At 29.3% G+C, this 26,097-nt stretch carries 22 protein-coding genes, 1 pseudogene and 1 other annotated feature; of the genes and pseudogenes, 1 reads left to right on the top strand and 22 read right to left on the bottom strand.

All coding sequences use genetic code 11. The features are described 5' to 3' along the window. Nucleotides 1-116: 116 nt before the first annotated feature. Nucleotides 117-1,349 (bottom strand): NupC/NupG family nucleoside CNT transporter, encoded by a 1,233-nt coding sequence (locus tag ACRC03_RS09850; protein WP_438652394.1) that lies wholly within the window; start codon nucleotides 1,347-1,349, stop codon nucleotides 117-119. Nucleotides 1,350-1,618: 269 nt separating this feature from the next. On the opposite strand from ACRC03_RS09850, the gene ACRC03_RS09845 reads away from it, so the two are divergent. Next, complete coding sequence (locus tag ACRC03_RS09845) at nucleotides 1,619-1,834, top strand: hypothetical protein (protein ID WP_438652393.1); 216 nt, start codon at nucleotides 1,619-1,621, stop codon at nucleotides 1,832-1,834. A 113-nt stretch (nucleotides 1,835-1,947) separates the two neighbouring features. Here the strand turns inward: ACRC03_RS09845 and ACRC03_RS09840 are convergent, their stop codons facing one another. The 21 genes and pseudogenes from ACRC03_RS09840 to ACRC03_RS09740 form a co-directional block, all read right to left on the bottom strand. Beyond that, nucleotides 1,948-2,547 (bottom strand): DedA family protein, encoded by a 600-nt coding sequence (locus tag ACRC03_RS09840; RefSeq protein WP_438652392.1) that lies wholly within the window; start codon nucleotides 2,545-2,547, stop codon nucleotides 1,948-1,950. Between the two features lie 152 nt (nucleotides 2,548-2,699). Beyond that, nucleotides 2,700-4,148, bottom strand: a complete 1,449-nt coding sequence (gene gatB, locus ACRC03_RS09835) for an Asp-tRNA(Asn)/Glu-tRNA(Gln) amidotransferase subunit GatB (RefSeq protein WP_438652391.1) — start codon at nucleotides 4,146-4,148, stop codon at nucleotides 2,700-2,702. A gap of 2 nt (nucleotides 4,149-4,150) precedes the next feature. Continuing rightward, entirely contained in the window at nucleotides 4,151-5,599 is a 1,449-nt protein-coding gene (gatA, locus tag ACRC03_RS09830; RefSeq protein ID WP_438652390.1) for an Asp-tRNA(Asn)/Glu-tRNA(Gln) amidotransferase subunit GatA, read from the bottom strand. Nucleotides 5,600-5,609: 10 nt separating this feature from the next. Beyond that, nucleotides 5,610-5,885 (bottom strand): Asp-tRNA(Asn)/Glu-tRNA(Gln) amidotransferase subunit GatC, encoded by a 276-nt coding sequence (gatC, locus tag ACRC03_RS09825; RefSeq protein WP_438652389.1) that lies wholly within the window; start codon nucleotides 5,883-5,885, stop codon nucleotides 5,610-5,612. Between the two features lie 31 nt (nucleotides 5,886-5,916). Next, complete coding sequence (aspS, locus tag ACRC03_RS09820; protein ID WP_438652388.1) at nucleotides 5,917-7,203, bottom strand: aspartate--tRNA(Asn) ligase; 1,287 nt, start codon at nucleotides 7,201-7,203, stop codon at nucleotides 5,917-5,919. Between the two features lie 62 nt (nucleotides 7,204-7,265). Beyond that, nucleotides 7,266-7,523: a binding site (T-box leader), on the bottom strand. Nucleotides 7,524-7,724: 201 nt separating this feature from the next. Further along, nucleotides 7,725-8,411, bottom strand: coding sequence for a YczE/YyaS/YitT family protein (locus ACRC03_RS09815; RefSeq protein ID WP_438652387.1), 687 nt, complete (start codon nucleotides 8,409-8,411; stop codon nucleotides 7,725-7,727). 213 nt (nucleotides 8,412-8,624) lie between these two features. After that, on the bottom strand, nucleotides 8,625-9,893 hold the full coding sequence (locus ACRC03_RS09810) for a cation:proton antiporter (RefSeq protein WP_438652386.1): 1,269 nt from the start codon (nucleotides 9,891-9,893) through the stop codon (nucleotides 8,625-8,627). 255 nt (nucleotides 9,894-10,148) lie between these two features. Then, nucleotides 10,149-11,480 (bottom strand): uracil-xanthine permease family protein, encoded by a 1,332-nt coding sequence (locus tag ACRC03_RS09805; protein WP_438652385.1) that lies wholly within the window; start codon nucleotides 11,478-11,480, stop codon nucleotides 10,149-10,151. 185 nt (nucleotides 11,481-11,665) lie between these two features. Continuing rightward, nucleotides 11,666-12,919 carry an MDR family MFS transporter gene (locus ACRC03_RS09800; RefSeq protein ID WP_438652384.1) on the bottom strand — a complete coding sequence of 418 codons (1,254 nt, stop codon included), beginning with the start codon at nucleotides 12,917-12,919 and terminating at the stop codon, nucleotides 11,666-11,668. Nucleotides 12,920-13,049: 130 nt separating this feature from the next. Next, on the bottom strand, nucleotides 13,050-13,397 hold the full coding sequence (locus tag ACRC03_RS09795) for a DUF1667 domain-containing protein (RefSeq protein WP_438652383.1): 348 nt from the start codon (nucleotides 13,395-13,397) through the stop codon (nucleotides 13,050-13,052). 2 nt (nucleotides 13,398-13,399) lie between these two features. After that, nucleotides 13,400-14,644 (bottom strand): NAD(P)/FAD-dependent oxidoreductase, encoded by a 1,245-nt coding sequence (locus tag ACRC03_RS09790; protein WP_438652382.1) that lies wholly within the window; start codon nucleotides 14,642-14,644, stop codon nucleotides 13,400-13,402. Further along, complete coding sequence (locus tag ACRC03_RS09785) at nucleotides 14,634-16,094, bottom strand: NAD(P)/FAD-dependent oxidoreductase (RefSeq protein WP_438652381.1); 1,461 nt, start codon at nucleotides 16,092-16,094, stop codon at nucleotides 14,634-14,636. The genes ACRC03_RS09790 and ACRC03_RS09785 overlap by 11 nt, the downstream gene beginning before the upstream one ends. 308 nt (nucleotides 16,095-16,402) lie before the next feature. After that, nucleotides 16,403-17,938, bottom strand: a complete 1,536-nt coding sequence (glpK, locus tag ACRC03_RS09780) for a glycerol kinase GlpK (protein ID WP_438652380.1) — start codon at nucleotides 17,936-17,938, stop codon at nucleotides 16,403-16,405. 56 nt (nucleotides 17,939-17,994) lie between these two features. Beyond that, nucleotides 17,995-18,786 carry an MIP/aquaporin family protein gene (locus tag ACRC03_RS09775; RefSeq protein ID WP_438652379.1) on the bottom strand — a complete coding sequence of 264 codons (792 nt, stop codon included), beginning with the start codon at nucleotides 18,784-18,786 and terminating at the stop codon, nucleotides 17,995-17,997. Between the two features lie 142 nt (nucleotides 18,787-18,928). Beyond that, nucleotides 18,929-21,217: a bifunctional glutamate--cysteine ligase GshA/glutathione synthetase GshB gene (gene gshAB, locus ACRC03_RS09770; protein WP_438652378.1), complete on the bottom strand. Its 2,289-nt coding sequence runs from the start codon at nucleotides 21,215-21,217 to the stop codon at nucleotides 18,929-18,931. A 4-nt stretch (nucleotides 21,218-21,221) separates the two neighbouring features. Then, on the bottom strand, nucleotides 21,222-22,541 hold the full coding sequence (locus ACRC03_RS09765) for an MATE family efflux transporter (RefSeq protein ID WP_438652377.1): 1,320 nt from the start codon (nucleotides 22,539-22,541) through the stop codon (nucleotides 21,222-21,224). A 342-nt stretch (nucleotides 22,542-22,883) separates the two neighbouring features. Further along, nucleotides 22,884-23,006, bottom strand: coding sequence for a thioredoxin domain-containing protein (locus tag ACRC03_RS09760; RefSeq protein ID WP_438652376.1), 123 nt, complete (start codon nucleotides 23,004-23,006; stop codon nucleotides 22,884-22,886). Nucleotides 23,007-23,085: 79 nt separating this feature from the next. After that, nucleotides 23,086-23,565 carry a C-GCAxxG-C-C family protein gene (locus tag ACRC03_RS09755; RefSeq protein WP_438652375.1) on the bottom strand — a complete coding sequence of 160 codons (480 nt, stop codon included), beginning with the start codon at nucleotides 23,563-23,565 and terminating at the stop codon, nucleotides 23,086-23,088. A gap of 33 nt (nucleotides 23,566-23,598) precedes the next feature. Further along, nucleotides 23,599-23,997: pseudogene (locus ACRC03_RS09750) on the bottom strand (ArsA-related P-loop ATPase). 172 nt (nucleotides 23,998-24,169) lie between these two features. Next, nucleotides 24,170-25,264: an ACR3 family arsenite efflux transporter gene (gene arsB / locus ACRC03_RS09745; protein WP_438652374.1), complete on the bottom strand. Its 1,095-nt coding sequence runs from the start codon at nucleotides 25,262-25,264 to the stop codon at nucleotides 24,170-24,172. 43 nt (nucleotides 25,265-25,307) lie between these two features. Continuing rightward, nucleotides 25,308-26,027 carry a metallophosphoesterase family protein gene (locus tag ACRC03_RS09740; protein ID WP_438652373.1) on the bottom strand — a complete coding sequence of 240 codons (720 nt, stop codon included), beginning with the start codon at nucleotides 26,025-26,027 and terminating at the stop codon, nucleotides 25,308-25,310. Nucleotides 26,028-26,097: the final 70 nt, after the last annotated feature.

Below are 26,097 nucleotides of genomic sequence, written 5' to 3'. Positions count from 1 at the left end.
TTAAATGTCTTTTAATATTCTTACTACTCACTAAACTATAAACTATTCTAAAAGAAAAAAGCGTGCTATAGCTAGCACGCTTTTTGAATAATCAATTTTATTGTTGACAAATTATTTTATAATGCTACTATTAAACCAACTACTAAAGCACTTAATACACTTACAAAGAATCCACCTAACATTCCTCTAAATGCTAACTTAGCTAATTGATTTCTTTTTTCAGGACAGAATACTGATATCCCAGTTATACATATACCCATACTAGATATATTTGCAAATCCTGTAAGAGATATAGCCATCATTAACCCACTTCTATAGTCTAAACTATTTATTATCTCACCTAATTGACCAAAAGCAACAAATTCATTTAGAACTAACTTACTTCCTAAAAGCTGAGAAGCCGTCAGTATATCTTGCTTTGGTAATCCCATTAAGAATCCTATTGGCGCAAATAAATATGATAATATTTGCTCTAAAGATAATCCTACGACTCCTAATGCTCCATTTACTAATGCAACTAAAGATATTATAGCTATAAGAGATGCACCTATTCCTAATGCCATATTAAGACCGTCTCCTGCACCTTGAGATATTGCAGCTATAAGATTTGCATTGTCGCCCTTATTGTCTATATTTATTCCTTCACTTGTACTAGTTGCTGCTTCATCTAAAGCTAAACTTTTATCGATTTCAGTTTCTGGTAACATAAGTTTGGATACTATTATACTACCTAATGGAACTAATGCTCCTCCTATTAGAAGGTATTCCATAGGAATCCCCATACCTGCATATCCCATAAGAACCGTTGCAGACATACTTCCCATACCAGATATTAAAACTAGCATTATTTCACTTTCAGTCATACCACCTAAATATTTTGAAACAAGTATTGGCGATTCAGTTTGACCTAAAAACATATTAGCAACAGCTACAAAACTTTCAACCTTACTAGTCCCTAATATTTTACCTATAATTCCACCTATAACCTTAACTACGGCACCTATAACGCCTAAATAGTAAAGACCTGCTACTAATGCTGATATAAATATTATATTACCTAAAACTTGAACCCCAAATACAAATCCTGTTGGAGCACCTGCATTTGATAAAGATCCAAAAATAAAGTCTAATCCTACCATTCCATAGCTTAGTATATTTGTTACTACATCAGATACCCACCCTAGCACAACTCTTCCTAATGGGAATTTTACCAGTAAAAAAGCTAATACAAATTGAATTACAAAAGCTTTTAATATCATTTTTTTGTCTATGTATTTTTTGTTAGCTGAAAAAATATATAATCCCACTATCAAAGTTGCTATACCTAGAACATTTATTAATATTGTCATATTATCATCCTCTATCTATTTAGTATTATCAGTTTTAATATTTACAGTTTTAAAAAGGTTTATGTGTTAAATATATATTGCTAGTTTTATTATATTTTATTTTCTTCGACATTTTATATTTTTTTATAATTCTTTTTAAAATCAAACTGAAACCTTAATTATTTTATCATCATTGTTTTTTAATATCAAGTAGATTTATTTTTATTCTTCTACATATATGTTTTTTTTTTAGAAATACTAAATATATATTTAATAAAAGGAGGTATATTATGAGCAAAAACAATAAATATAAAAAAGATGATTTATCCTTTTTAAATAATTTAGATGATCAGTATCAAGAAATTTTAGACGGTATTGAAATTAATGAAAATACAGATAGTGAAACCACAGATTTGATAAATTTTAGAGTTATTAACACTAATAATGCTTATCCAAATCAAAACACCGTAGATTTAAATAATAGTAAACAAAATGCTAAAAAATAATTCCTAATCAAAAATATATATTAATAAAGTTTATACATACAATATTTTTATTAATCTATTTAGTTTTCAATCAAATAATAAAGGGAGTTGTCTTTTGTACTCAACTCCCTTTATTATTTCCTATTACTAAACTTTATTTTTTTAATGTACCATATTATTCCTATTATTAATATTATAACTACTGCTATTGAATACTCTGTCAGCAAACTACTTATTAAGTGAATATTTTCCCCAACTATATATCCCATTAATACTAAAATGGTATTCCATATAGCTATTCCGATTGTAGAATACATAACAAATGAGTATACATTCATTTTTGCAACACCTGCAATTATAGATATGAAAGTCCTAGCTAAAGGAACTATTCTAGATAACATTACAGATATTTTTTCATATTTAGCCATCCATTTGTAAGATGCACTTATAGATTTTTTACTTTTAGGATATTTTGTTTTTATTATTGAAACTAGTGGCTGACCAAATTTATAACCTAAGTAATAGTTTATTATAGATCCCAATATACCACCTAGAATAGTTACTAAAATCACCAATGGTAAGTTCATATCATACCTTAAAGCTAATATCCCTACAAGTGGTAATACTACTTCACTAGGCAACGGTATATTAGCGTATTCTAGTGCTACTATTATAAAAATACTTATCAACCCATAGTTTATTATAAACTGTTCTATTAATACTTTTATCTCCATGCTATTTCCTTTCTAAATAAATTTTCTTTTGTGTATGTTATATTTATTGACTATATCATTATACCTTAATAATACAATATAAAAATAAATATTGCCTTAAAGTAATATTAAAATTTAATTAGAATTTTATCAATAGTATTTTATAAAAGTATTTATACACATAATGCTAACAATTTATCATCTATTAACTTTTTAGCAATTTGTGGATTTGCTTTTCCTTTACTAGCCTTCATTACTTGACCCATTAAGAATAGTGTTGCTTGTTGCTTACCAGCTTTAAAATCTTCAATAGATTTAGGATTTTTAGCTAAAACCTCATCTACTAATTTTTCTAATTCTTCAGATGAATTTATTTGTCCAAGTCCTTTTTCTTCAATTATAGTTTCTGGACTTTTATTACTTTCAAATATTTCAGTTAAAATTTCTTTCCCTACTGTATTACTTATTTTACCTTTTTCTATTATTTTAATTAAATCAGCTAGATATTTAGGATCCATAGTTATGTCATCCGCTTCTAAGTTTTTTGCATTTAATATTTTTAGTATATCGCTAAGTATCCAATTTGCAGTAGTTTTTGGAGATACTTCATAGGCTACAACATTTTCATAAAAATGAGCTAAAGATTTACTAGCTACGATTATTTGAGCTTCATTTGTTGCTAATCCATATTCATTTTCAAATCTTTCAATCTTTTTAGCTGGCATTTCTGGCAAATTATCTTTTATATTATCTATCTGTTCTTGTTTTATTATTATAGGTGTTAAATCTGGCTCTGGAAAATATCTATAATCATGTGCTTCTTCCTTAGAACGCATTGGTAGTGTCTTAGCCTTAGCACTATCCCATCTTCTTGTCTCTTGCTTTATTTTATGCTGTTCATTAAATGTATAAAGCTCTATTTGTCTTTTTTGTTCTTTTTCTAAAGATTTTTGAAGCTCTTTAAAAGAGTTTATATTTTTAAGTTCTACTTTAGTTCCATATTCTTCTTGACCTACAGGTCTTATAGATATATTTCCATCACATCTTAGTGAACCTTGTTCCATTCGACAATCTGATATTTCTCCATATTCTAATACTCCTTTTAATACTTTTAAGAATGCTACTGCTTCTTTAGGAGAACGTAAATCTGGCTCTGTTACTATTTCTATTAGCGGTACTCCTACTCTATTGTAATCTATTAAAGAAAATGGTTCATTCTCTAAATGTACAAGTTTTCCTGCATCTTCTTCTATGTGTATTCTATTGATTCTTACTTTAATTTCTTTTCCTTCAAAATCAAATTTTACAAGTCCATTTGAGCATATTGGTAAATCATATTGTGAGGTTTGATATGCCTTTGGTAAATCTGGATAAAAATAGTTTTTTCTATCCATTTTGTTGTATTTATTTATAGTACAATCTAAAGCCATACCTGCTTTTATTGCTAGATTTATAACCTCTTCATTTAATACTGGTAGCGTTCCTGGAAGTCCTAAACATATAGGACATGTATTTTTATTTGGCTCTGCTCCAAAAGTAGTTGGGCAAGAACAAAATATTTTACTTTTAGTGTGTAGTTCTGAGTGTATTTCTAATCCGATTACTGTTTCATAACTAGCCATTTTTACACCTCTTTCATAAATAGCTTTTTCTCTAAACAATGAGCTACTTTATATATTTCACTTTCTCCAAAGTAATTTCCTATTAATTGAATACCTATTGGAAGTCCTTCTTTACTATAACCTCCATTCATAGAAAGAGCAGGAACTCCCGCAAGATTTATATTTATTGTATAAATATCCGCTAAATACATTGCAGTTGGGTCGCTCATTTTTTCACCTATTTTAAATGGAAGTACTGGAGAAGTGGGACCTATAATTAAGTCATATTTTTCAAAAACTTTTTTAAAATCTGATTTTAGCTTAATTCTAAATTTTTGTGCTTTATTGTAATATGCATCATAGTATCCTGATGATAATACGTAAGTACCTAGCATTATTCTTCTTTTTACTTCTTTACCGAAAGCTTCACTTCTACTACTTTCTATTAGCTCATCTATATCACTGTAATCTTTAGCTCTGTATCCATATCTTATTCCATCATATCTAGCTAGGTTAGAACTTGCTTCTGCAGATGAAATTACATAATAAGGAGCAAGACCATCTTTAGAGATTGGAAGTGAAAAATACTCAACTTCTGCACCTAGTTCTTTTAGATTTTCTATATTTTTCATTACGCAAGCTTTTATTTCTTCATCTAATCCTTCTTCAAAGAATTCCTTTGGCACTCCTATTTTCATTCCAGATATACTTTCACCTAAGCTTTTCGTATAATCTACTTTTTCTAAACCTTTAGCAGTAGTTCCATCGTATTTATCTTCTCCTGCTATAATATTTAATAAGTAGGCATTGTCTTCTATAGTTTTTGAGAATGGACCTATTTGATCTAGAGAAGACCCAAATGCAACAAGTCCAAATCTAGATACCAACCCATAAGTTGGCTTCATACCGACAATTCCGCAAAATGATGCTGGCTGTCTTATAGAACCACCTGTGTCAGAACCTAATGATAAAGGTACCATATTAGCAGAAACTGCTGCTGCAGAACCTCCTGAAGAACCTCCTGGTACTCTAGTTTCATCTATTGGGTTTTTAGTTACTTTAAAAGCTGAGTTTTCTGTAGATGACCCCATTGCAAATTCATCCATATTAGTTTTACCTACTATTATTGCATCTTCTTCCATTAATTTCTTTATAACGGTTGCATCATATGGAGGCATAAAATCTTCAAGCATTTTTGATGCACAAGTTGTTTTTATTCCTTTTGTACAAATGTTATCTTTTATAGCAATAGGAATCCCTGCTAATCTACCTGTTTTTTCTCCATTTTTGATTTTTTCATCTATTTCCCTAGCTTGTTTTATACATTTATCTTTTTGTAGATATAAAAATGCATTTATGCTATCTTCTTTTTCTTTTATATTTTTTAAAAAATTAGATACTATATCTTCACTTTTTAAGCTTCCACCTTTTATACCTTCTACCATTTTTTTTATACTTATCTCTATGCTCATGGTAACACCCCTACTCAATAATTTTTGGTACTTCTATATAAGTATCTCTTACAGACTTTACATTGCTAAATAATTCTTCTATTTCACATGGTTTAGCATTATCTTTCCTAATAACTGCTACTGATAATCTAATCTCAGCTACATTATCTAAGTTCATTTCATCTAAAATTTTAAATTGTTCTAATATATTTTCAAATTCTTTTGCAAATACACTAGCCTCATCTTCTTCAAATTTTAATTTTGATAATTTTGCAATATAGTTAACATTTTCTATATTTATACTCATTATTTTCACCCTTTCTATATAATACTTAAATTTATGGAGTTAATCTTTTCATATCTCTTGGTACTAATGTTGCTTCTCTAATATTTGAAAGTTTTAATATTTTCATAGTTAATCTTTCAAGACCTATTGCAAATCCACCATGCGGAGGCATTCCATATTTAAAGGTTTCTGTATAAAACTCAAAATCTTCAGGTTTTAATCCGAATTTTATTATATTTTCTTTGATCATGAAATAATCATTTATTCTTTGACCTCCAGTTGTAATTTCAAGTCCATCAAAAATTAAGTCAAAGCTTTTTGTAAGTGTGTTATCTATTTCATCTGGCATAGTGTATAGTGGTCTTTTAGCTACTGGATACTTAGTTAAAAATACATAATCTGAGTTATATTTTTCTTTTACATATTTTGATATTAATACTTCTCCTTGTGCATCAATATTTCCAATTGGAGATTGTTTGTCGTATTTCTCTAATATTATTTCTTGAGCTTCTTTTAAAGTAATTCTAGGTATTTTGACTTCATCGGTTAATTCTATTTCATATATTTCTAATTCTTTTTTGCAAGTATTCTTTAGATGTTTATATAAATAGTTTATAAATTCTTCTTCTAAGTTCATTAATTCAAATTCATCTTTTATAAACCCCATCTCCACATCTAAACTTACATATTCGTTTAAATGTCTCCATGTATTATGAAGTTCTGCTCTATATGCATGACCTACTTCAAATACTCTCTCAAAACCAGCACCTACCATCATTTGTTTATAGAACTGAGGACTTTGTGCCAAAAATGCTCTTCTATCAAAGTAATTTATAGTAAACATCTCTGAGCCACCTTCAGTTGATGAATCTATAATTTTAGCTGTATGAATTTGTTCAAATTTTTTATTTTTTAGAAAATCCTTAAAGGCTGTTTCAATTTCACTTTGAACCTTAAAAATTGCTCTAATTTTTGGTCTTCTAAGAGCTATAGTCCTATGGTCCAGTTGTGTTTCAAGTGCTGTTTTGTCCTTAAAACTATTTATTTCAAATGGCAACTTTTCATAGTAAGTTTTTGATATAACTTTTATTTCATTTACCTCTACCTCAATTCCATTGGGTGCTTTTTTATTTTCTTTTACTTTACCTTTTACCTCTATAGCAGTTTCTAATCTAATATCTTCTATTTGCTCTTTTGTACAAACTAATTGAGCTATTCCCGACTTATCTCTCAATTTAACAAAGATAATTTTTCCCAAATCATTTATTTTGTGAACCCATCCTTTAAGTAAAACTTCTTCCTCCGAAGCTTTTATTTCTTCAATAAATACTCTCTTCATAGAACATCACTACCCTCTCATTAATAATTTTTTCAAAAATAAAAAACGCCCCTATACAAATGTATAGGGACGGATTATCCGCGGTACCACCCTAGTTGACTTTTAAAAGTCCAACTTTAGAAAAAATACGAATATTAAATAAATAATATTGATACTTTTTCTCCTTTAACGCTGAGATTGCGTCTAGGTCTACTACTGCTTTTGCAGGTTCGGCTAGCTACTCCAAAGTGTTCTTCAATTCAAGCTTCATGCAAAGATTCCACCATCCTTTGCTCTCTATAAATCTACATAGAATCTACTCTCTTTTTCACTGTATTTTTTATTTATAAATTTAAATAAATTATAGGTTACTTATTTTGTTTTTGCAATAATTTTCTAAATATTTAAAATACTTTATTTTTTATCATTTCCTATATTTTTATTTTTTAATCATTATATTACTATTTCTTTTAAAATGTTACTATCTTTGTTATATTAATTTTACTATTTCTATATTATCTTTGATTCTATCCTTATATAACTTATTTACTATCTTCAACTTGCAATTTTTCACTTTTATTTAATTGTAGTTTAAAATAATTTATATCATCTACTATAAATCTATGCTTAATATTTTCCCCTCTGAAGTTAAATATTTTAAATATAGCCTGTATAAAATACCCTAAGCCTACTGCTGTTATAAGTGTACCTATTCCAACACTACCACCTAGAAAGTATCCAACTATTAGAGCTCCTAATTCCATTATTCCTCTTATTAATTTTACAGGCTTGTTGGTTCTTTTTTGAAGCGCTACCATCATACCATCTCTAGGTCCACTACCCAATCCACTTCCTATATAAAATACCATCCCAATTCCCATTAATATCATTCCTATACATAACATTATAATTCCCATTATTAAATTGTTTGAAATAGGTATTATATTACTAAACAATATTAAATCTAAAAATAAACCGATAAATATCATGTTAAGAATAGTTCCCCAGCCTACATTTTCTCCCAATAAAACATCTGCTATTACTATTACAACACCTACGCATATAGATGCAGTACCCATTGTTATCCCTACTTTATCAGCTATACCTTGATGAAGTACATCCCATGGAGATAGCCCTAAATTAGCATTTACCATAAACACTATAGACAGAGCGCATACAAATAATCCTACAAATAATCTTATAAATCTTGTTATTACCTTTTTTATCATTCCAACCTCCTGATACTTTTAACTTTACAGTATATATACTATTGTCCTACAAAACAAAACACTGCTATTAAAAGTATACTATATTTGTTCATTATATTGACTATATACATTGATTAAATTTAAATAAGATGATTTCTAAAGTTATAGAAATCATCTTATTTATAGATATTTATTCTTAATATGATACTTTATACTACAGGGTACCTTATAATTTTATATTTTAACTGAAATATTTTTGCATTCCTTTGCCTCTTCATCTAAAAGGCCCAGTTTTTTTGCTACTAACTTAGTAGTACTTCCTTGTACTATTAGTGTAATTAAAATTGACATAAACACAATTGATGAAATCATTTCATATCCAGGTACTTTCATTGCCGAAATAATACCACACAATGCTGCAGGTATCACTCCTGTTTCTCTTACCCACATCATAAATAATATTTCATTTTTGTTCCATTTAGCCTTCTTATCAAATAAAACACAACTTAGTACACTTATCGGTCTTGCAACAAACATTAATCCCAATACAACTATTAATGATGGTATAAGGTACTTACTTAATATAACTAAATCTACTTGTGTACCTAGTATTACAAATATTGTCATACGACAAATGGTTCCTAATGTTTCTACTACATAACAGTCTGCGTCATAAGATTTCTGTGATAGCCAAACTCTAAAGTTTTTCTTATTGCCTGTAATAATACCTACTATAAAACAAGCCATATATCCACTTCCACCAAATTTTATAGCTATTTGATAAGATATTATTACTGAAAGTATAGATATAATTGGTGCAAAATCTTTAAAGATTCCGTAAGGTTGATCATTAACTAATTTTAAAAGTAAAATTCCTGTAGCCATTCCTACTCCTACTCCTACTCCTACCATAATTACTAGTTGATAAATATTCTCTGTTAATGAAAATTCACCTGACAATATTATAGTTAATACTGCTGATGTTAATATAGCTCCTATTGCATCGTTAAAAGCTGATTCGCTTATAACAGTTTGCTTTACTTTATCTTTTATCTTAACCTGATTAAAAATTGGAACTAAAGTTGCCGGATCTGTAGATGCTACTATTGAACCAATTAATAATGAAGTCATAAATGATACTTCAAATGTTAACCCTACAATTTGAGCAACTATAAATGCTGATACTACTACCCCTACAGTCGATAATAAAACAACGGTTATCTTTACATCCTTTAGTACTTTTAAACTTATTTCTTTTCCACCTAAGTAAAGTATAAATGCTGAACCAAAAGTTAATATTAATTGATTCTCAACTTGGTATTTACTTATATCTATAAAATTAAAAAGCGATGGCCCAATAAAAATACCTGCAATTAAAAATAATACTACATCAGGTATTTTTATAATTTCACTTATTTTACTGCAAACAATACCTGTCAGAGCTACCACTGCAAATATTATTAATAATGTGTTACTTGCTATTGTTTGAATAGATGATTCCATATAAACATCTCCTTAATTTATTTTTTCAATATATAGTAATGATTATATTCTATTGTCGTGTCATATTTTGTTATTTTTTGTCCGTTAAAATTATTTAACCTTACTATCTCTTCTAATTTTATATTTATTCACTTCTACTCCTCCAAACATTTTTACTTATATTCTATTTATGAATTATTACTAGATTAAGTGTTATAGTTCAACAAAAAACCTTCCCATTTAGTGAAGGTTTTATTGATTAAGATATTTTATGTTCTATTTTGCAACGTTTAATACTATGTCATTTTTATTTTGTTCTTTTGGTAATACTATATTTAAAGTAACCGCTATCAAAGCTACAAGTACTAATCCTGAATCTCCAAATATAAGTTGTATTGATTCTGGCATATTAGCTAATACTCCTGGTACAAATGATAACCCAACACCTATCCCAAGTGCTAACGCCACGATTGTACTATTTCTATTATTTAACGGCTCTGAAGTTATCAATTTTATACCACTAACAGCAATCATAGCAAACATCATAACACTTGCACCACCTAAAACACTTGCTGGCATTAAAGATATTATTGCTCCAAATTTAGGGAATATAGCTGCTAATATCAAGAATCCAGCTCCTGTTGCAACTACATTTCTATTTACTACTTTAGTCATTGCTATTATACCTACATTTTGACCAAATGAGGTTGTCGGTAATACAGAGAATAATGCTCCTAATATACCACCTACACCATCAGCCATAACGGCACCAGATAACTCTTTATCCGTAGCATCACGACCAACTCCACAAGTTGCTATTGCCGTAGTATCACCTACTGTTTCTACTGCCGAAACCATATACATACATGATATTGCAAATATTGCATCTATATGAAATTCAAATCCAAACCTTAAAGGCATTGGAACTGAAATCATTGACATGCTTACTAATTGAGAAAAATCTACTTTCCCCATTGGTATCGCTACTATGTAACCAACTATAAGACCTATAAGTATAGAAGCTATACTTGTTATTCCCTTTGTATACTGATTAAATATTAATACTGTTAATAATACTATAGTTCCTAGTATTAAATTAGATACTGAGCCAAAATCAGATGCTCCAAATCCCCCCGCAAAATAATTAATTCCTGTAGGTAAAAGAGATATGCCCATTGCTAAAACTACAGTTCCAGTAACTACTGGTGGGAAATACTTTCTTAATTTCTGCATAACCTGTCCCAACATTACTTGTATAAATCCTCCGATTAAACAAGCACCTAAAACACCTTCATATCCATATTTAATTCCTACTGCTGTAATTACTGGCACAAAACTAAAACTTGTACCCATTACTATTGGAAGCCTTGCACCAAATGGTCCTATTTTGTAACATTGAATTAAAGTTACTAGTCCTGAAATAAGCATTGTGCTCTGAATTAAAGCTGCTTTGTCTTCTAATCCCATACTAAGAGTATTTGCTATTATTATAAGCGGAGTTACATTTCCTACAAACATTGCTAATATATGTTGTAATCCTAATGGTATTGCTTGACTTAATTTTGCTTTTCCATCTAATTGATATATAACTGAGTTTTTATCCGTCATATTAATCCCCCTACATCGAACCAATTTTTATATTTTTATGTTATAATTCGTCATTTACTCTTTCAATTATACCAGTTTTTTATTTATTTTCAATATTTAATGAACGTTTTTTTATTTTTTTTTATAATCGTACGACTATAGCAAAAAACTATACCTTATAATAAGATATAGTTTTTTATAATTACTTATTCTCTTCTACCATATGCTTCTTGGCTATAATATGAGTGGTTCACATTTTTAAGTTTTTTCAATAGAAACATTCCTATTGAACCAATTAAAGCAATAATGGTTACTATTACCCAAGCTACAAAAATTCCTTTTATATCTATGACTTTTCCCACTATCATAGGACCAAATGCATACCCTGCTCCAGATACGATGGGTATTATTGAACTAATTCTACCTCTATGAGATGCTGGAGTATTATTTGCTATAAAAGCCGAACTATTTATTGCAACTAATACTTCACCAATTGTCAGTGCAAAAGTAGCAGATAAGAATAACAACATATTTTTCGATACGGCATACACTAAAAAACTAGCTGCATAGCACACTCCTCCAATAGCCATAATATTTATTGAATTTGATTTACTTGTCTTGTAAGTTAATAGTGGCGTTGTTGTAATTACTATTAATGCATTAAAAGCTCCTAAATATCCGTATAATCTAGCTCCATCTACTCCATAGATATTTCCCATTTGAAGTGGCAAAGAAAATCCCCACTGAGAGTAAACTAGTTGATATAGTAACATAATTATTGGAAATAAAATTAATATAGGTCTTTGGAAAAGTACTTTGATAGTTGGTTTATGAGTGTATTCATCTTCTTCTATTTCTGCTATAACACTATCCGTGTTAATTTTACCTTTAGTTTCTTTTATATTTACTATTAATAATAAAAGCGCTATTAATGTAGTTATTGCATCTCCTATAAATATTAAAGGTAGGTAGTTTTTATATAAAAGGCCTGCTAGTATAGGACCTACAGAAAATCCTATGTTAACTCCCATATATAATAAAGAGTAAGCCTCTTTTCTATTAGATTCGTTTGTTAAATCTGCATTTAATGCATCATAGGCTGGCGAAGATAAGGCATAAAAACAAGAAGATAATATCATCATATTTGCAGTTAATACTGATGTAGGCATTAGGCCACAAATTATAAGCATAGCAGCTCCTAAACTTTGAAAGATTACTATAACTTTTTTTCTACCTATTGAATCTGCTAATTTTCCTCCAAGTAACATGCAAGGTACTTGGCAAATCGCAAGTAAAGTTACAAATTTACCTGCCTCAAAAGCTGACATTCCAATTCTTTGAGTTAATATTAAAGACATTAAAGGATGTACAAAAGCACCTATTGAGTTTACTATTTTCCCTATAAATAGTATGTATATTTCTTTTGGTAAATTCTTATACGGGTTTAATAAATTATTCATAAATTCCCCCCTTTGATTAATTTATTTTTGCCTTAATATTAAGTTTAGTTTATATTGTTTAATAATTCAATAAATTTCCATTGTATATTGAAAACAAAAAAGATGGCTTAGCCATCTTATTTAATAGTATTTATACACTTTTAGTACTTACAATATTAACGCCTGTATCTAATATATTTTCAACTATTATATCACCAACATATATTGGAGCAATAACTTCTATATTGTCTAACTCTTCCATAATTTCAAACATCATTCCTTTTGGTATTGAATCTTCTGTTTTAACTGGGAGTAAATTTAAGTAAGATCCTTTTAATTTTACAGTAGTAGTAATAACTCTTGTAGGATTAGTTAACTCTTGTACTCCGTACTTTTCTCCTCTTTTACATGTGTTACCTTCTACTTTATATCCATTTTCTAACTTAGTTACTACTAATGGACATCCCATTGGACAAACTATACAAGTTATATTAGCCATGATTATGCCTCCTCAACACTTACAGAAATACTGCCTGTTATATTTTTTAATAAATCTTTGCTTATTTTAATACGTTCCATTTCAGATGGTATCATATGAATTCTTTTCTTTTCTAATATGACTTTATCTTCACATTTTACAACAAGCTTTTTATTGCTATAAACACTTCTTACTCTCATAAATAAGTTAATATCTTCTTCACTTTGTGGATCAATATTTTGTGGAACTATATATCCTATACCTTCACTTGCTACAGTACTTACAGTAGGATTTTTTTGTGATTTATTTAAACAATAAAGTGCTGCATTTTTGCCAGCTATTTTACTTTCTTGTGTAACAAAGTCTACTAAGTCATGTACATGAACCACATTTCCACAAGCAAATACTCCATCTATATTAGTAGTCATAGTATTATTTACTATTGGACCATTAGTTTTCATATCTAAATTTACACCTGCATCTACACTTAATTCATTTTCTGGTATAAGGCCTACTGATAAAAGTACTGTATCACATTTTATAAATTCCTCTGTTCCTTCTATTGGGTTTCTATTTTCATCTAATTTATTTATAGTAACCCCTTCAACCCTCTGTTTTCCATGTATATAGCTTATTCCTGTACTTAATTTTAATGGTATTTCAAAATCATCTAAGCATTGAACTATATTTCTAGTTAGCCCACTAGAATGTGGATTTACTTCTACAACTGCTTTTACTTTTGCTCCTTCTAATGTCATTCTTCTAGCCATTATAAGTCCTATATCTCCTGAGCCATATATAACTATTTCTTTACCTACCATATATCCTTCCATATTACTTAGTCTCTGAGCAGCACCTGCATTATATACACCTGCCGGTCTATATCCTGGTATATCTATTGCTCCTCTAGTTCTTTCTCTACATCCCATTGCTAAAACTATAGCGTCAGCTTCTATATCTATTAATCCATCTTCTCCTAGTGTTTCTATTGTTTTATCTTCATTTATATTAAGAACCATAGTATTTAACATATAGTCTATTTTTTCTTCTTTAGCCATTTCTATAAATCTATGTGCATATTCAGGGCCAGTAAGCTCTTCTTTAAATTCATGAAGTCCAAATCCATTGTGAATACATTGGTTAAGTATTCCACCGAGTTCTCTGTCTCTTTCTATTATAAGTACTGTATTAGCACCGTTTCTTTTAGCTTCTACCGCTGCTCCAAGTCCTGCAGGTCCTCCACCAACTACAACAACATTATATTTCAACTGTCTCACCCCTCATTTCTTTTACTTTACCTACTACCATATATGAATTATCATAATCCTTTAATATTTCCTCCACACTTACATTTAGCTCTCTCGCTAGTATTTCAATTACCTTAGGTCCACAGAACCCACCTTGACATCTTCCCATTCCAGGTCTAACCATTCTTTTTACACCATCTACAGTTCTAGCACCACATGTTCTTCTTATTGCATCTACTATTTCACCTTCTGTTACACTTTCACATCTACATATTATTTTTTTATAGTTTTCATCTTTCTTTATTACTTCTTCTCTTTCTTCTTTAGTCATGTGAGAAAATGGCTTATTTTTTATTCTCACTGGATTAAAGTTTTCTTTTTCTACTAAATTTAAACCTTCATTTTTTAATACTTCTATTACATATTCTGCTACTGCTGGTGCTGAAGCTAATCCTGGCGATTCTATTCCACCTACGTTTATAAAATTTTTACATTTCTCTGAAGCAAATATCATAAAATCTCCTGTATTTGATGTTGCTCTAAGTCCAGAGAATGAAGTTATAGTTTTTCTAAAATCTATATTTTCTATAGTTTTTTTTGAGTCTCGTACTATTTCATCTATCCCATTTTTAGTAGTTGTAATATCTTCCTTATCTTCAACAGGTATAGCATTAGGTCCTACTATTAAGTTTCCGTGTACAGTTTGCGTTACAAGTACTCCTTTTCCTCTTTTCGTTGGACATTGGAATAATACATGATTTATTATTTTACCCTCAGATTTATCTAGTACTTTATATTCACCTTTTCTAGGTATAATATAGTACTCATCTCCACCTATCATATTATTTATTTTATCTGCATATACTCCAGCTGCATTTATAACATATTTTGCATTAATTTCTTCTTTATTTTCTAGCTTAATATTAAAATAATTTTCGTTTTTTTCTATATCGATAACTTGTGAGCTAAGTTTTAAAGTTGTACCATTAGTTATTGCATTTTCCATAAGTGCAATGTTTAAATTGAATGGGCAAACTATACCTGCACTTTCACATAAAAGAGCACTTACTACATTTTTATTTATATTCGGTTCTATTTCTAGCACTTCTTCCTTACTTAATATTTTAAGACCTCTTGAATTATTTTTTAATCCTCTATTATAAAGTTCATTTATATGTTTTTCATCATCTTCATTGAAAGCTAAAACTAAAGAACCGATTTGCTTAAATTCCACTTGTAACTCCTTGCATAGCTCAGGATATAATTCATTTCCTCTTACATTTAATTTTGCTTTTAAACTTCCTACTTTAGCATCAAATCCACCATGCACTATTGCACTATTTGCCTTTGTTGTGCCTTGACAAACTTCTACACCTTTTTCAAACACTACTATATTTAAGTTGTATTTAGATAACTCTCTAGCAATTGCACTTCCAGTTATTCCTGCTCCTATTATTGCTATATCATACATATATTTCCCCCCTAAAAATTCGCTTCGTTCATATCGCCAACGGCTCTGCGCGTTGCTAAAAATCTTTTTTACTTTCACTAAGTATGTTGACATTGCTTGAATATAGTAACTTATCCACAGTTTTTTAGGCAATATAATTTCCTTAAGCGTAAAAAAGCAGAGACCCCCCTATACAGTTGTATAGAAGGCTCTCTTATCTCATAGCCATATAATTTAATTTTAGTTTGTTTAAGTTTAGTTAAACATTTTCTTTGTGTATTGATTATACAATATTTTACTTTTTTTGTCATTATTTTTTATTCAAGAAGTTAACAATCAATAGAAGCTAACTCTTTTTGTAATTCTTCATCTTCTTTAGCCCACTCTAAAGTTCTGCTAACAGCTTTTTTCCATCCTTTGTATAATACTATTCTCTTAGCATCAGACATTTCTGGAGTAAACTCTTTATCTATTATCCAAGATTTCTTAATATCTTCTTTATTAGCATAGAATTCTACAGCTAATCCTGCTAAGTATGCAGCACCTAATGCAGTAGTTTCAACAACTTTAGGTCTGTGTATATCAGTTCCTAATATATCTGATTGGAATTGCATTAAGAAGTTGTTAGCACATGCTCCACCGTCAACTCTAAGTCCTGATAATTTTATTCCTGAATCTTCTTGCATAGCTTCTAATACATCTTTAGTTTGATAAGCTAATGATTCTAATGTAGCTCTTACTAAATGCTCTCTATTAGCCCCACGAGTAAGACCCATTATAGCTCCTCTAGCGTACATATCCCAATATGGAGCTCCTAAACCTGCAAATGCTGGTACTACATATACTCCATTTGTATCAGATACATTTTGAGCATAGAATTCACTTTGCTTAGCATTGTATAATATCTTTAATTCATCTCTTAACCATTGGATAGCAGCTCCTGCTATAAATATACTTCCTTCTAAAGCATATTCAACTTTTCCATCTACTCCCCAAGCTATAGTAGTTAATAATCCATTCTTAGATTCAACCATTTTTTCTCCAGTGTTCATTAACATGAAGCATCCAGTTCCATAAGTGTTTTTAGCACTTCCTTCTTCAAAACAAGTTTGACCAAATAGTGCAGCTTGTTGATCTCCAGCACATCCAGCTATTGGAATTTGAGCACCTGACAACATTCCTTCATCAGTGTATCCATATACACAGCTTGAAGGTTTAACTTCTGGTAACATACTCTTTGGTATATTTAATAATTCAAGTAATTCTTCATCCCAGCATAAGTCTTTTATATTATATAACATTGTTCTTGATGCATTTGAATAATCAGTAACATGAACTTTACCTCTAGTTAAATTCCATATTAACCAAGTATCTACTGTACCAAATAATAAATCTCCATTTTCAGCCTTTTCTCTAGCTCCCTCAACATTGTCTAATATCCATTTTATTTTAGTTCCTGAGAAATAAGCATCTAGTATAAGACCTGTTTTTTCTTTTATTTTTTGCTTGTATCCTTTAGCTTCTATTTCATCACATATTTGAGATGTCCTTCTACATTGCCATACTATAGCATTGTAAACTGGTTTACCTGTATTTTTATCCCAAACAACAGTAGTTTCTCTTTGATTTGTTATACCTATTGCAGAAACTTCTTCTGGTTTTATACCATTAGTTTCTAAAACTTCTCTCATTACTCCACTTTGGCTTCCCCATATTTCCATTGGATTATGCTCTACCCACCCTGGATTTGGATAAAATTGAGTAAATTCTTTTTGAGATGTTGCTACTATATTTCCTTGTTTATCAAATAGTATAGCTCTTGAGCTAGTCGTACCTTGATCTAAAGCCATTATATATTTTTTCATAATTCCCTCCAATATACTCTTTAAAATTTAATTTTATACAATTATAAATTATCTTTTTACTCTACTTTGTCACACTCTAACGTTTGATTTTGTGGCATGTATTTAACAACAAGTTTGTCAAATATAAACCCACCTATTATTGGTCCTATTATTGGCACTAAGAAATACATATTTTCACCTAGAGCATATGATTGCCATCCTGCTAACATTGCAAATAGTTTAGGGCCAAAGTCTCTAGCAGGGTTCATTGCAAATCCTGTTAATACCCCAAAACTTCCACCTATAATAGCAATTGTTAAACCTATTATTACTGGACCAAAATTAGAACCTGGTTTATTAGTATTTTTATCTTCCCCAACAGCTAAAATTACTATAAATAAGAACATTGTTATAATTATTTCTACAAACAAAGCTCCTACCATAGTTATCTCTGGATGTGGATATGTAGAGAATATTCCAGCTGTCGCCAATCCTTCACTACTTGCTCTTATTATATTGTTTTTTGCTTCATAACTTGTAAATAAATTTTGGAATAAGAAATAAACTGTCGCTGCACCTGTAAAACATCCTAATATCTGAGCCATAATATACGGTAGAACCTTCTCTTTAGGGAACTTTCTATGAACCATTAATCCAATCGTTACTGCTGGATTTATATGAGTACCTGATACTGCACCAGTTATATATATGGCCATAGTAACACCTAGTCCCCAAATTATACTTATTTCCCATTGAGAAATACTTGCTCCAGCTAAAACTAACGATGCTACACATCCCGCTCCTATGAATATTAGAACCCATGATCCAATAAATTCAGCGAAGCATTCACCCATTAAATTTTTTTTCACTTTTATTCCTCCCCTTTTTTATAGTTTATGAAACAAAAACAGAGAGACCCTATAGTAATTTAACTATAGGCTCTCTTTTCTCCTGCCTTTATAAACTTAATAAGATTGTATTCCGAAAACGTTTTTATGTCAAGCTAAACTTCTAAAACTCTAGTAATTGTAATATTTCTTTAGCAATTTGTCGCTCAATTCCAACATAAGGATATGAATGGATATGAATAGCTGGATTAAAATTAAGCTCAATTATTGCATATTCTGAACTTTCATCATTATAATTATTAATCATCATATCAACTCCACAAATCTTAGCTCCTATAGCTTGTGATGATCTAACAGCTATATCTTTAAACTTTTTAGGTATATCATCAGTATAATCAATACTATCTCCACCTGTACTTATATTTGAGTTTTCTCTTAAATAAACAACCTCATCTTTTTTAGGAATATAATCAAAATCAAGACCTCTATGCTTTAAAAATAATGCTGCATTCTCATCTAAATCTATTTTTTCTAAAGGTGTCTTATATCCTTTACCTCTTAATGGACTTTGATTTTTAATTTCTATTAATTCTCTAATAGACTTAACATCATCTCCAATTGCATTTGCTGGTACTCTATGAAGTATTCCAACTACTTTATCTCCTATAACTAAGAATCTATATTCTTTGCCACTTATAAATTCTTCAACTAAAACCGTACTATCATACTTAAACGCAATTTCAAATGCAGTTGTAACATCTTCTTCATTAGCACCTTGAGGGAATATACTTATACCTGTCCCAAAGTTTGTAGACTTTGGCTTTATAACTATAGGATTATTTATAAAGTTTTTAATTTCTCCTAACGCTTCCTTTAGACTATCAAATTCACTTCCATCTGGTACTTTAATATTATTTTTTTGTAAGATTTTTTTAGTAACTACTTTATTCTCCATAGCAAGAACAGTTGCATAGTTATCCTTAGATGTTTTTGTTGCTTGCTTTACATACTCCACTTTGTCTCCCTGCTCTAGAGATATAAAGTTGTCGCTTCTATCTATTAATTCAGTTTTGATCCCTCTTTTTATTGCTTCTTTCATTAATATTTGAGTAGATAATTCTAGATCCTCATATCCTTCTAGCTTAAATCTATTATTATATGAGTCTAATTTATATTTTTTAGCAATGTTTAAGTGTGCATTTATATAGCCTTCTTCTTTTACTTTTTCAATAATTTTGTAAGTGTAGGTTTCTTTATAATTGTTTATTTTATTAGCTATATTTTCTATTATTTCTCCTTGTTCTAACTGTAGTTCATCATTTATAAGTCTTATCTTATTTATAATTTCTACGCCCCAATCCTTTTTAGATATAGTCTTTCCATCATTTGTAAGCTCTACATCATTTTGACCTTTTGTTGCTATAATATTTTGATTTTGAAGTGCTTCCTGTTGCCAATTTTCATAATCACTTTCATCTTCAATTAATAAGAATAAATTAAATAAATTTATAAAATGTAAATCTTCTAAACCTATTCCAGATTTTTCAAATGGGTTTATATCTATACTTCTATATTCTAAGTAATTTATACCGTCGTTCATTAAAGAATTTAATAAAGACTTAGGATCTTTTGCTTTTAATCTTATTGGAGCATATAGTTCTTTATGTGTATCTATTAAATCTTCATCTATAAATTTATTAACACTATCAACATAGTCCTTAACGCTATTATAATTTGGGAATAAATCTATTTTATTTTTATAGCCACATTCACTATTTCTATAAGATAATGCTCCTTCATTTGAGAAACTATCTTTTGATATCTCTTTGAGTTGTTTAACACATTCTTCTTGATAACTTTCATGTACAACTCCTGTGCAACCTAATAGATATATAAGTAGCCATCTATAACGTAAATAGTTTCTTGTAACTTTTAAATATATATCATTCTTAAAAACTTTATAATCACTTGACTTATCACTATTTTCGTATAATTTTTCTATAATATTTTCATTAAATGAAAAATTATAGTGTATTCCTGATATTAGTTGCTTTTTTCCACCGTATTTTAAAAACAATTCTTCTCTATATTCTCTTGCAATTTTGCCTTCTTCACATCCGCAAAACTCTGCTATTGGAATCTCTTTATCTTCTGGTATTATAGCTGGCATAGATTGTGGCCATATATATTCATCATTAATTTCCATTGCTACTATATCATAAAGTGCATTTAAAAACTTATAGGTTTCTTTTGTGTTTGAAAATGCAGGTGTTATTAATTCCAATTGGCTCTCTGAAAAATCAGTTGTTATATATGGATTACGCATTTTATATCCAAATTGTTTCGGGTGAGGTGTTAGTGATAGATTCCCATTAGTATCAACTCTTAAACCCTCTCTTTCTATTCCAAAATTACCTTTTAGTAATTCATATTTAGTAAATAAATTCTTCATTGTCTTAAGCATATCTATTATCCTTTCTTACCTTTAGTCTATACATTACATATGATGCAATTCCTTTTAAAACACTTGATATTGAAATACTTAGCCATACACCATTTACTCCTACGTATTTTATAAATATTAAAGCCATTGGTACTCTAAGTACTGTAAATATAATACTTATAGCAGCTGGAATATTTGGCATCCCAAGCCCTGTAAACATACCATTTGAAACCATTTCAATAGCACTAAATATTTGTGAATATGCTATTATCTGTAAATACATACTAGCAATTTCTATAGTATTTGAATCTCTTATAAAAATAGTTACTATATATTCTGGTACTAATATAAATATTATCGATGTAATAACTGCATATACTACACCTATTTTTAAAGAAGTGCGATATCCTTTTATAATTCTATCATACTTCTTAGCACCAAAGTTTTGACCTGTAAAACTTGCTATAGCTCCGTTTAAGCCACCTATTATCATAAATGTTACTGATTCTATTTGAAGTCCTATCTTTTGACCAGCTATTGCATCTGATCCAAATATAGATATTATTCTAGCAAGTATTATATTTACTAATGTAAATAATATTCTTTGAAATGCCATTGGAAAGCCTAATCTTATTATTTCTAAAACTTTATTTTTATCTATTCCAATACTAATATCAAATTTAAATAATCCTTTTGAAGTTATCTTAAATAAGATAAACATAACTATATTGGATACTAAAGTAGCTGTTGCTGCTCCTATTACTCCAAATTTAAATATATATATAAATATAGGGTCTAATATTATATTTATAACTATACCTACAGCACTTATTTTAAGAGCTCCTGAGTTATGTCCATAACTTCCAAGTATTCTTATATACATTAAGTTAAAGAATGAGAAAAATAACATTGGAGCACTTACAGCTAAATATAAGTTAGCTCCTTTTTCAACTGCTTCATTTCCTAAATTTAAAAATCCTATAAAATACTTTCCATAAAAAATAAGAATAAGTGCATATAAAATACCTAATATAAAATTAATAAATATACCTGAGTTTATATATGACTTAACCTCATTATCCTCATTTTTACCTAATGCGTGTGATACTTTTATGCCTGTACCTATAACTACTAATGTATTTATAGAAAATCCTAGTCCTATAAAAAAACTTGATGAACCAACACTGGCTACAGCGTTACTTCCAAGACCTCCTACCCAAAGCATATCTACTAAATTATAGGTGAATTGTAAAAGCGAACTACCCATTATAGGTATAGCTAGTGCTGTAATTACGGATAGCACATTTCCTTTTGTCAAATCCACTTTTTTCATTTATGTCTCCTTTGTATTTCGTGTTTTACATATTCTTTTGACATTTTATTTAGATGTAGCTTCAATTAACGCCATAAATATTTTCTTCATTTTAGAACACTATTTCGTATTCATGAAACATGCTCCCTGATATACCTATTATTGAGTATATTTTATTTTGCTCCTTATTTTATATTCTATTAATTATAAGTACCATATTTTTTTAATTAAAATATATACATTTTTTCAAATCAATTTTTTTTGATGTTGTTTTTGTATGCATGTTTCTACTCATATTAATTTTAAATAACTTAAAATCAAAAAATATAATCCCTATAAAAATAGAAATTATATTTTTTTCAATTAATCTATATCAACTTTTGCAAATTTAGTACTTTTATTAATTTCATTGCCTAACTCTTCGAATACTGGTACCAACATATTGCAAGGGCAACACCAAGTTGCAAAAAAATCTACTCCAACCACTCAATTTTGTAATTATGATTCAAAATTATCATTTTTAATATTTCTTACATTTTTTATCATTAGTTGATTTTACACTATTTTATTTCGTGTCTATATTTAATTCTCTGCATATTATTTTTGCAGTTTGCTCTGCTACTTGACCTGTAAAGAACACACATTGATCCATATGTTCTTTTTCTCCAAGTGTCATACCTTTTGTTAGAACTCTACAACATATTGATTTATTCTTTCCTTTAAAGAAGTCATGTAATTCTTTAGATAACTCCATAGCTTTACTTACTTTTGCATCCTTCGCTTCACTTCTTCCAAAGAATAATCCAAGGGCCATTATTCCACCTGCAACAGCTCCACAAGTACAACCAGAACCACCCATTCCTACTGGAAATCCTGATGCCATAGCTATTACTTCATCAGATATATCTACTCTAAATTCATCTCTTATTACTTTAACTATTGCTTCTGAACAATAGAAATCACCATCTCTATAGTACTTTTCTGCTGTAGCTTTTACCTTTTCTAAGTCTATTACTTTTTCTAATTCAATAGTATTGTTATTCATAATATGTTAATCTCCTCTGTTATTTAAAATTCATTAAAATATTACATTACCTATTTTAGTTAGCATATCTATTCCTTTTATTTCTTTATCATGCATAGGTACTGGTCCCATACAATTTTGTCCTCTACCTTGTGCACTTTCTTCTATATGTTTAGACCAATCTATTAGAAGTTCTAATAGTCTTATATTATGACCTGTTGGAGCTGTATCAAAAATTTATCTCATAAGAGCAATTAAATTTTCTTTATACTCATTAGTAGCTTCATCTGGATCTATCTCCATAGCATAAAGATTAGCTATATTATTTATTTTAGTTATTTTATGACCTATTTCTTGTTCAAAAACATCTGACAAGTTAGCATCAGGATCTGTTGTTACTATTAAAGTTTTTAAACCTTTGTCAGCATTATAAACACCTGTAGTACAACACATTGTAGGTTCAAATATCTCTATTTTCATAATAATTCTCCTTATAGTTTTAATTTATATATTTAAAAGGAATTTTGAGTTTTGCTAAACTATCATTAAAAATTTATACAATTATGGGAAGTCTCCCCTAACATTCTGTTAAATTTTTACTTACCATAATTAATTTATTATATTTTTATTTTACAAACCAATGTTTAGTTTTATTAGCTATTGCAACCAGTGCAAGCATTACTGGAACTTCAACAAGTACCCCAACAACAGTAGCTAGCGCTGCTCCTGAGTTAAGTCCAAATAAGCTTATAGCAACTGCAACCGATAATTCAAAGAAATTACTAGCTCCTATCATAGCACCTGGTGCTGCTATATCATGAGGTAACTTCCAAACCTTAGCCCAAATATAAGCTAAGAAGAATATAAAGAATGTTTGGATTGTAAGTGGTACAGCTATTAAAGCTATGTGTAATGGATTATCTATTATCTTTTGTCCTTGGAAAGCAAATAATATTACTAATGTTAATAATAAACCAACTACAGTTATTCCATTGAATTTAGCTAAAAATACATTTTCGAAGTAATCTAATCCCTTTTTCTTTATTATCATAGTTCTTGATAAATATCCTGCAACAAAAGGTATTATAACAAATAATACTACTGATAATAATAATGTATCCATTGGTACAGAAACATCTGTAACACCTAATAGAAGTGCAACTATTGGAACAAATCCTACTAAAAGTATAAGGTCATTAACTGCAACTTGAACTAATGTATACGCTGCGTTTCCTTTTGTTAAATGACTCCAAACAAATACCATGGCTGTACATGGAGCTGCTCCAAGTAACACCGCTCCTGCTAAATATTCTTTTGCTAAATCAGCAGGTATTATGTTTTTAAATACTACTATTAAAAAGAAATATGATATCGCATACATTGTGAAAGGCTTTATTAACCAGTTAGTACCGCAAGTAACTGCTAAACCTTTCTTTTGTTTTGCTGCATTTTTTATAGATGTAAAATCTATCTTAAGCATCATTGGATAAATCATAAGCCATATAAGTATAGCTACTGGTACGGAAACTTGAGCATAAGTAAACTTATCTAAAGTTTGTGGTATTTGTGGTAAATATACCCCTATTAAAACTCCTGCTACTATACATAGTGCTACCCATATAGTTAAATATTTTTCGAAGAACCCAAGTCCTCCACTACTTTCGTTTTTACTAGCATTAATATCAACTGCTATACCAGCTTTTTTCTTGTTATTACTCATTATTATTCCCCCTCATATAAATATTTCTATCACAAACTTAAACTTATTTTGAACTTCCTTGTCTTATTAGCCTCGCAAAATCATCTGGAAGTATTTTATTTTCTTCTATTTCTTTTGCTGTTTTTTCAAAGTCATAAGCTACTTCTACTATTTCAACTTCAACACTTGAAGAAGATATATCTATAATTACATAGTTTGCATCAGGTCTATTAGTTTTTGGCTTCCCTACACTGCCTGCATTTATAAGTAATTTTTCTCCATAATATTTAGCATATGGTATATGTGTATGACCACAAACTAATATATCTTCAACTAAATCATCCATAACCTCTTCTGCTTCTTTTGAGCTTTCTTTTAGATACTCATTTATAACTCTTGTACTACCATGTACAAATCTTATAGTCTTATCATTAAAAGTAAATGTAGCTTCTTTAGGTAAGTTTCTTAGATATTCTTTATTTTCTTCAGTTGTTTCACTACCTGTAAAGTGCATTGAAAGTCCTGCCTTCTCTGCATCCTTTGGATCTGGATAGTCACATCCACATATTATTTTAAGGTTGCCTATTGCTTCATCGTAGTTACCCATTATTGTAAGTATTTTTTCTTTTCTTAGTATATTTATAACTTCATTTGGACGAGTTCCATAACCTACTAAATCCCCTGTACAAACTGTCATATCTATATTTCTTTTTTGTATATCTTCTAACACATTATCTAGTGCGTATACATTACTGTGTATATCTGATATTACTGCTATTCTCATTGGTTTTTCTCCCTATCCTATATTTTTTTGATTTTTTATACACTCTACTATAGTATTGCAAGTCATACCT

It is taken from the genome of Romboutsia sp., from assembly GCF_051659545.1.
GTDB lineage: Bacteria > Bacillota > Clostridia > Peptostreptococcales > Peptostreptococcaceae > JBOFOR01.
The sequence above is the reverse complement of the archived record's forward strand: the minus strand, read 5'-3'. Positions and strand labels throughout refer to the sequence as shown.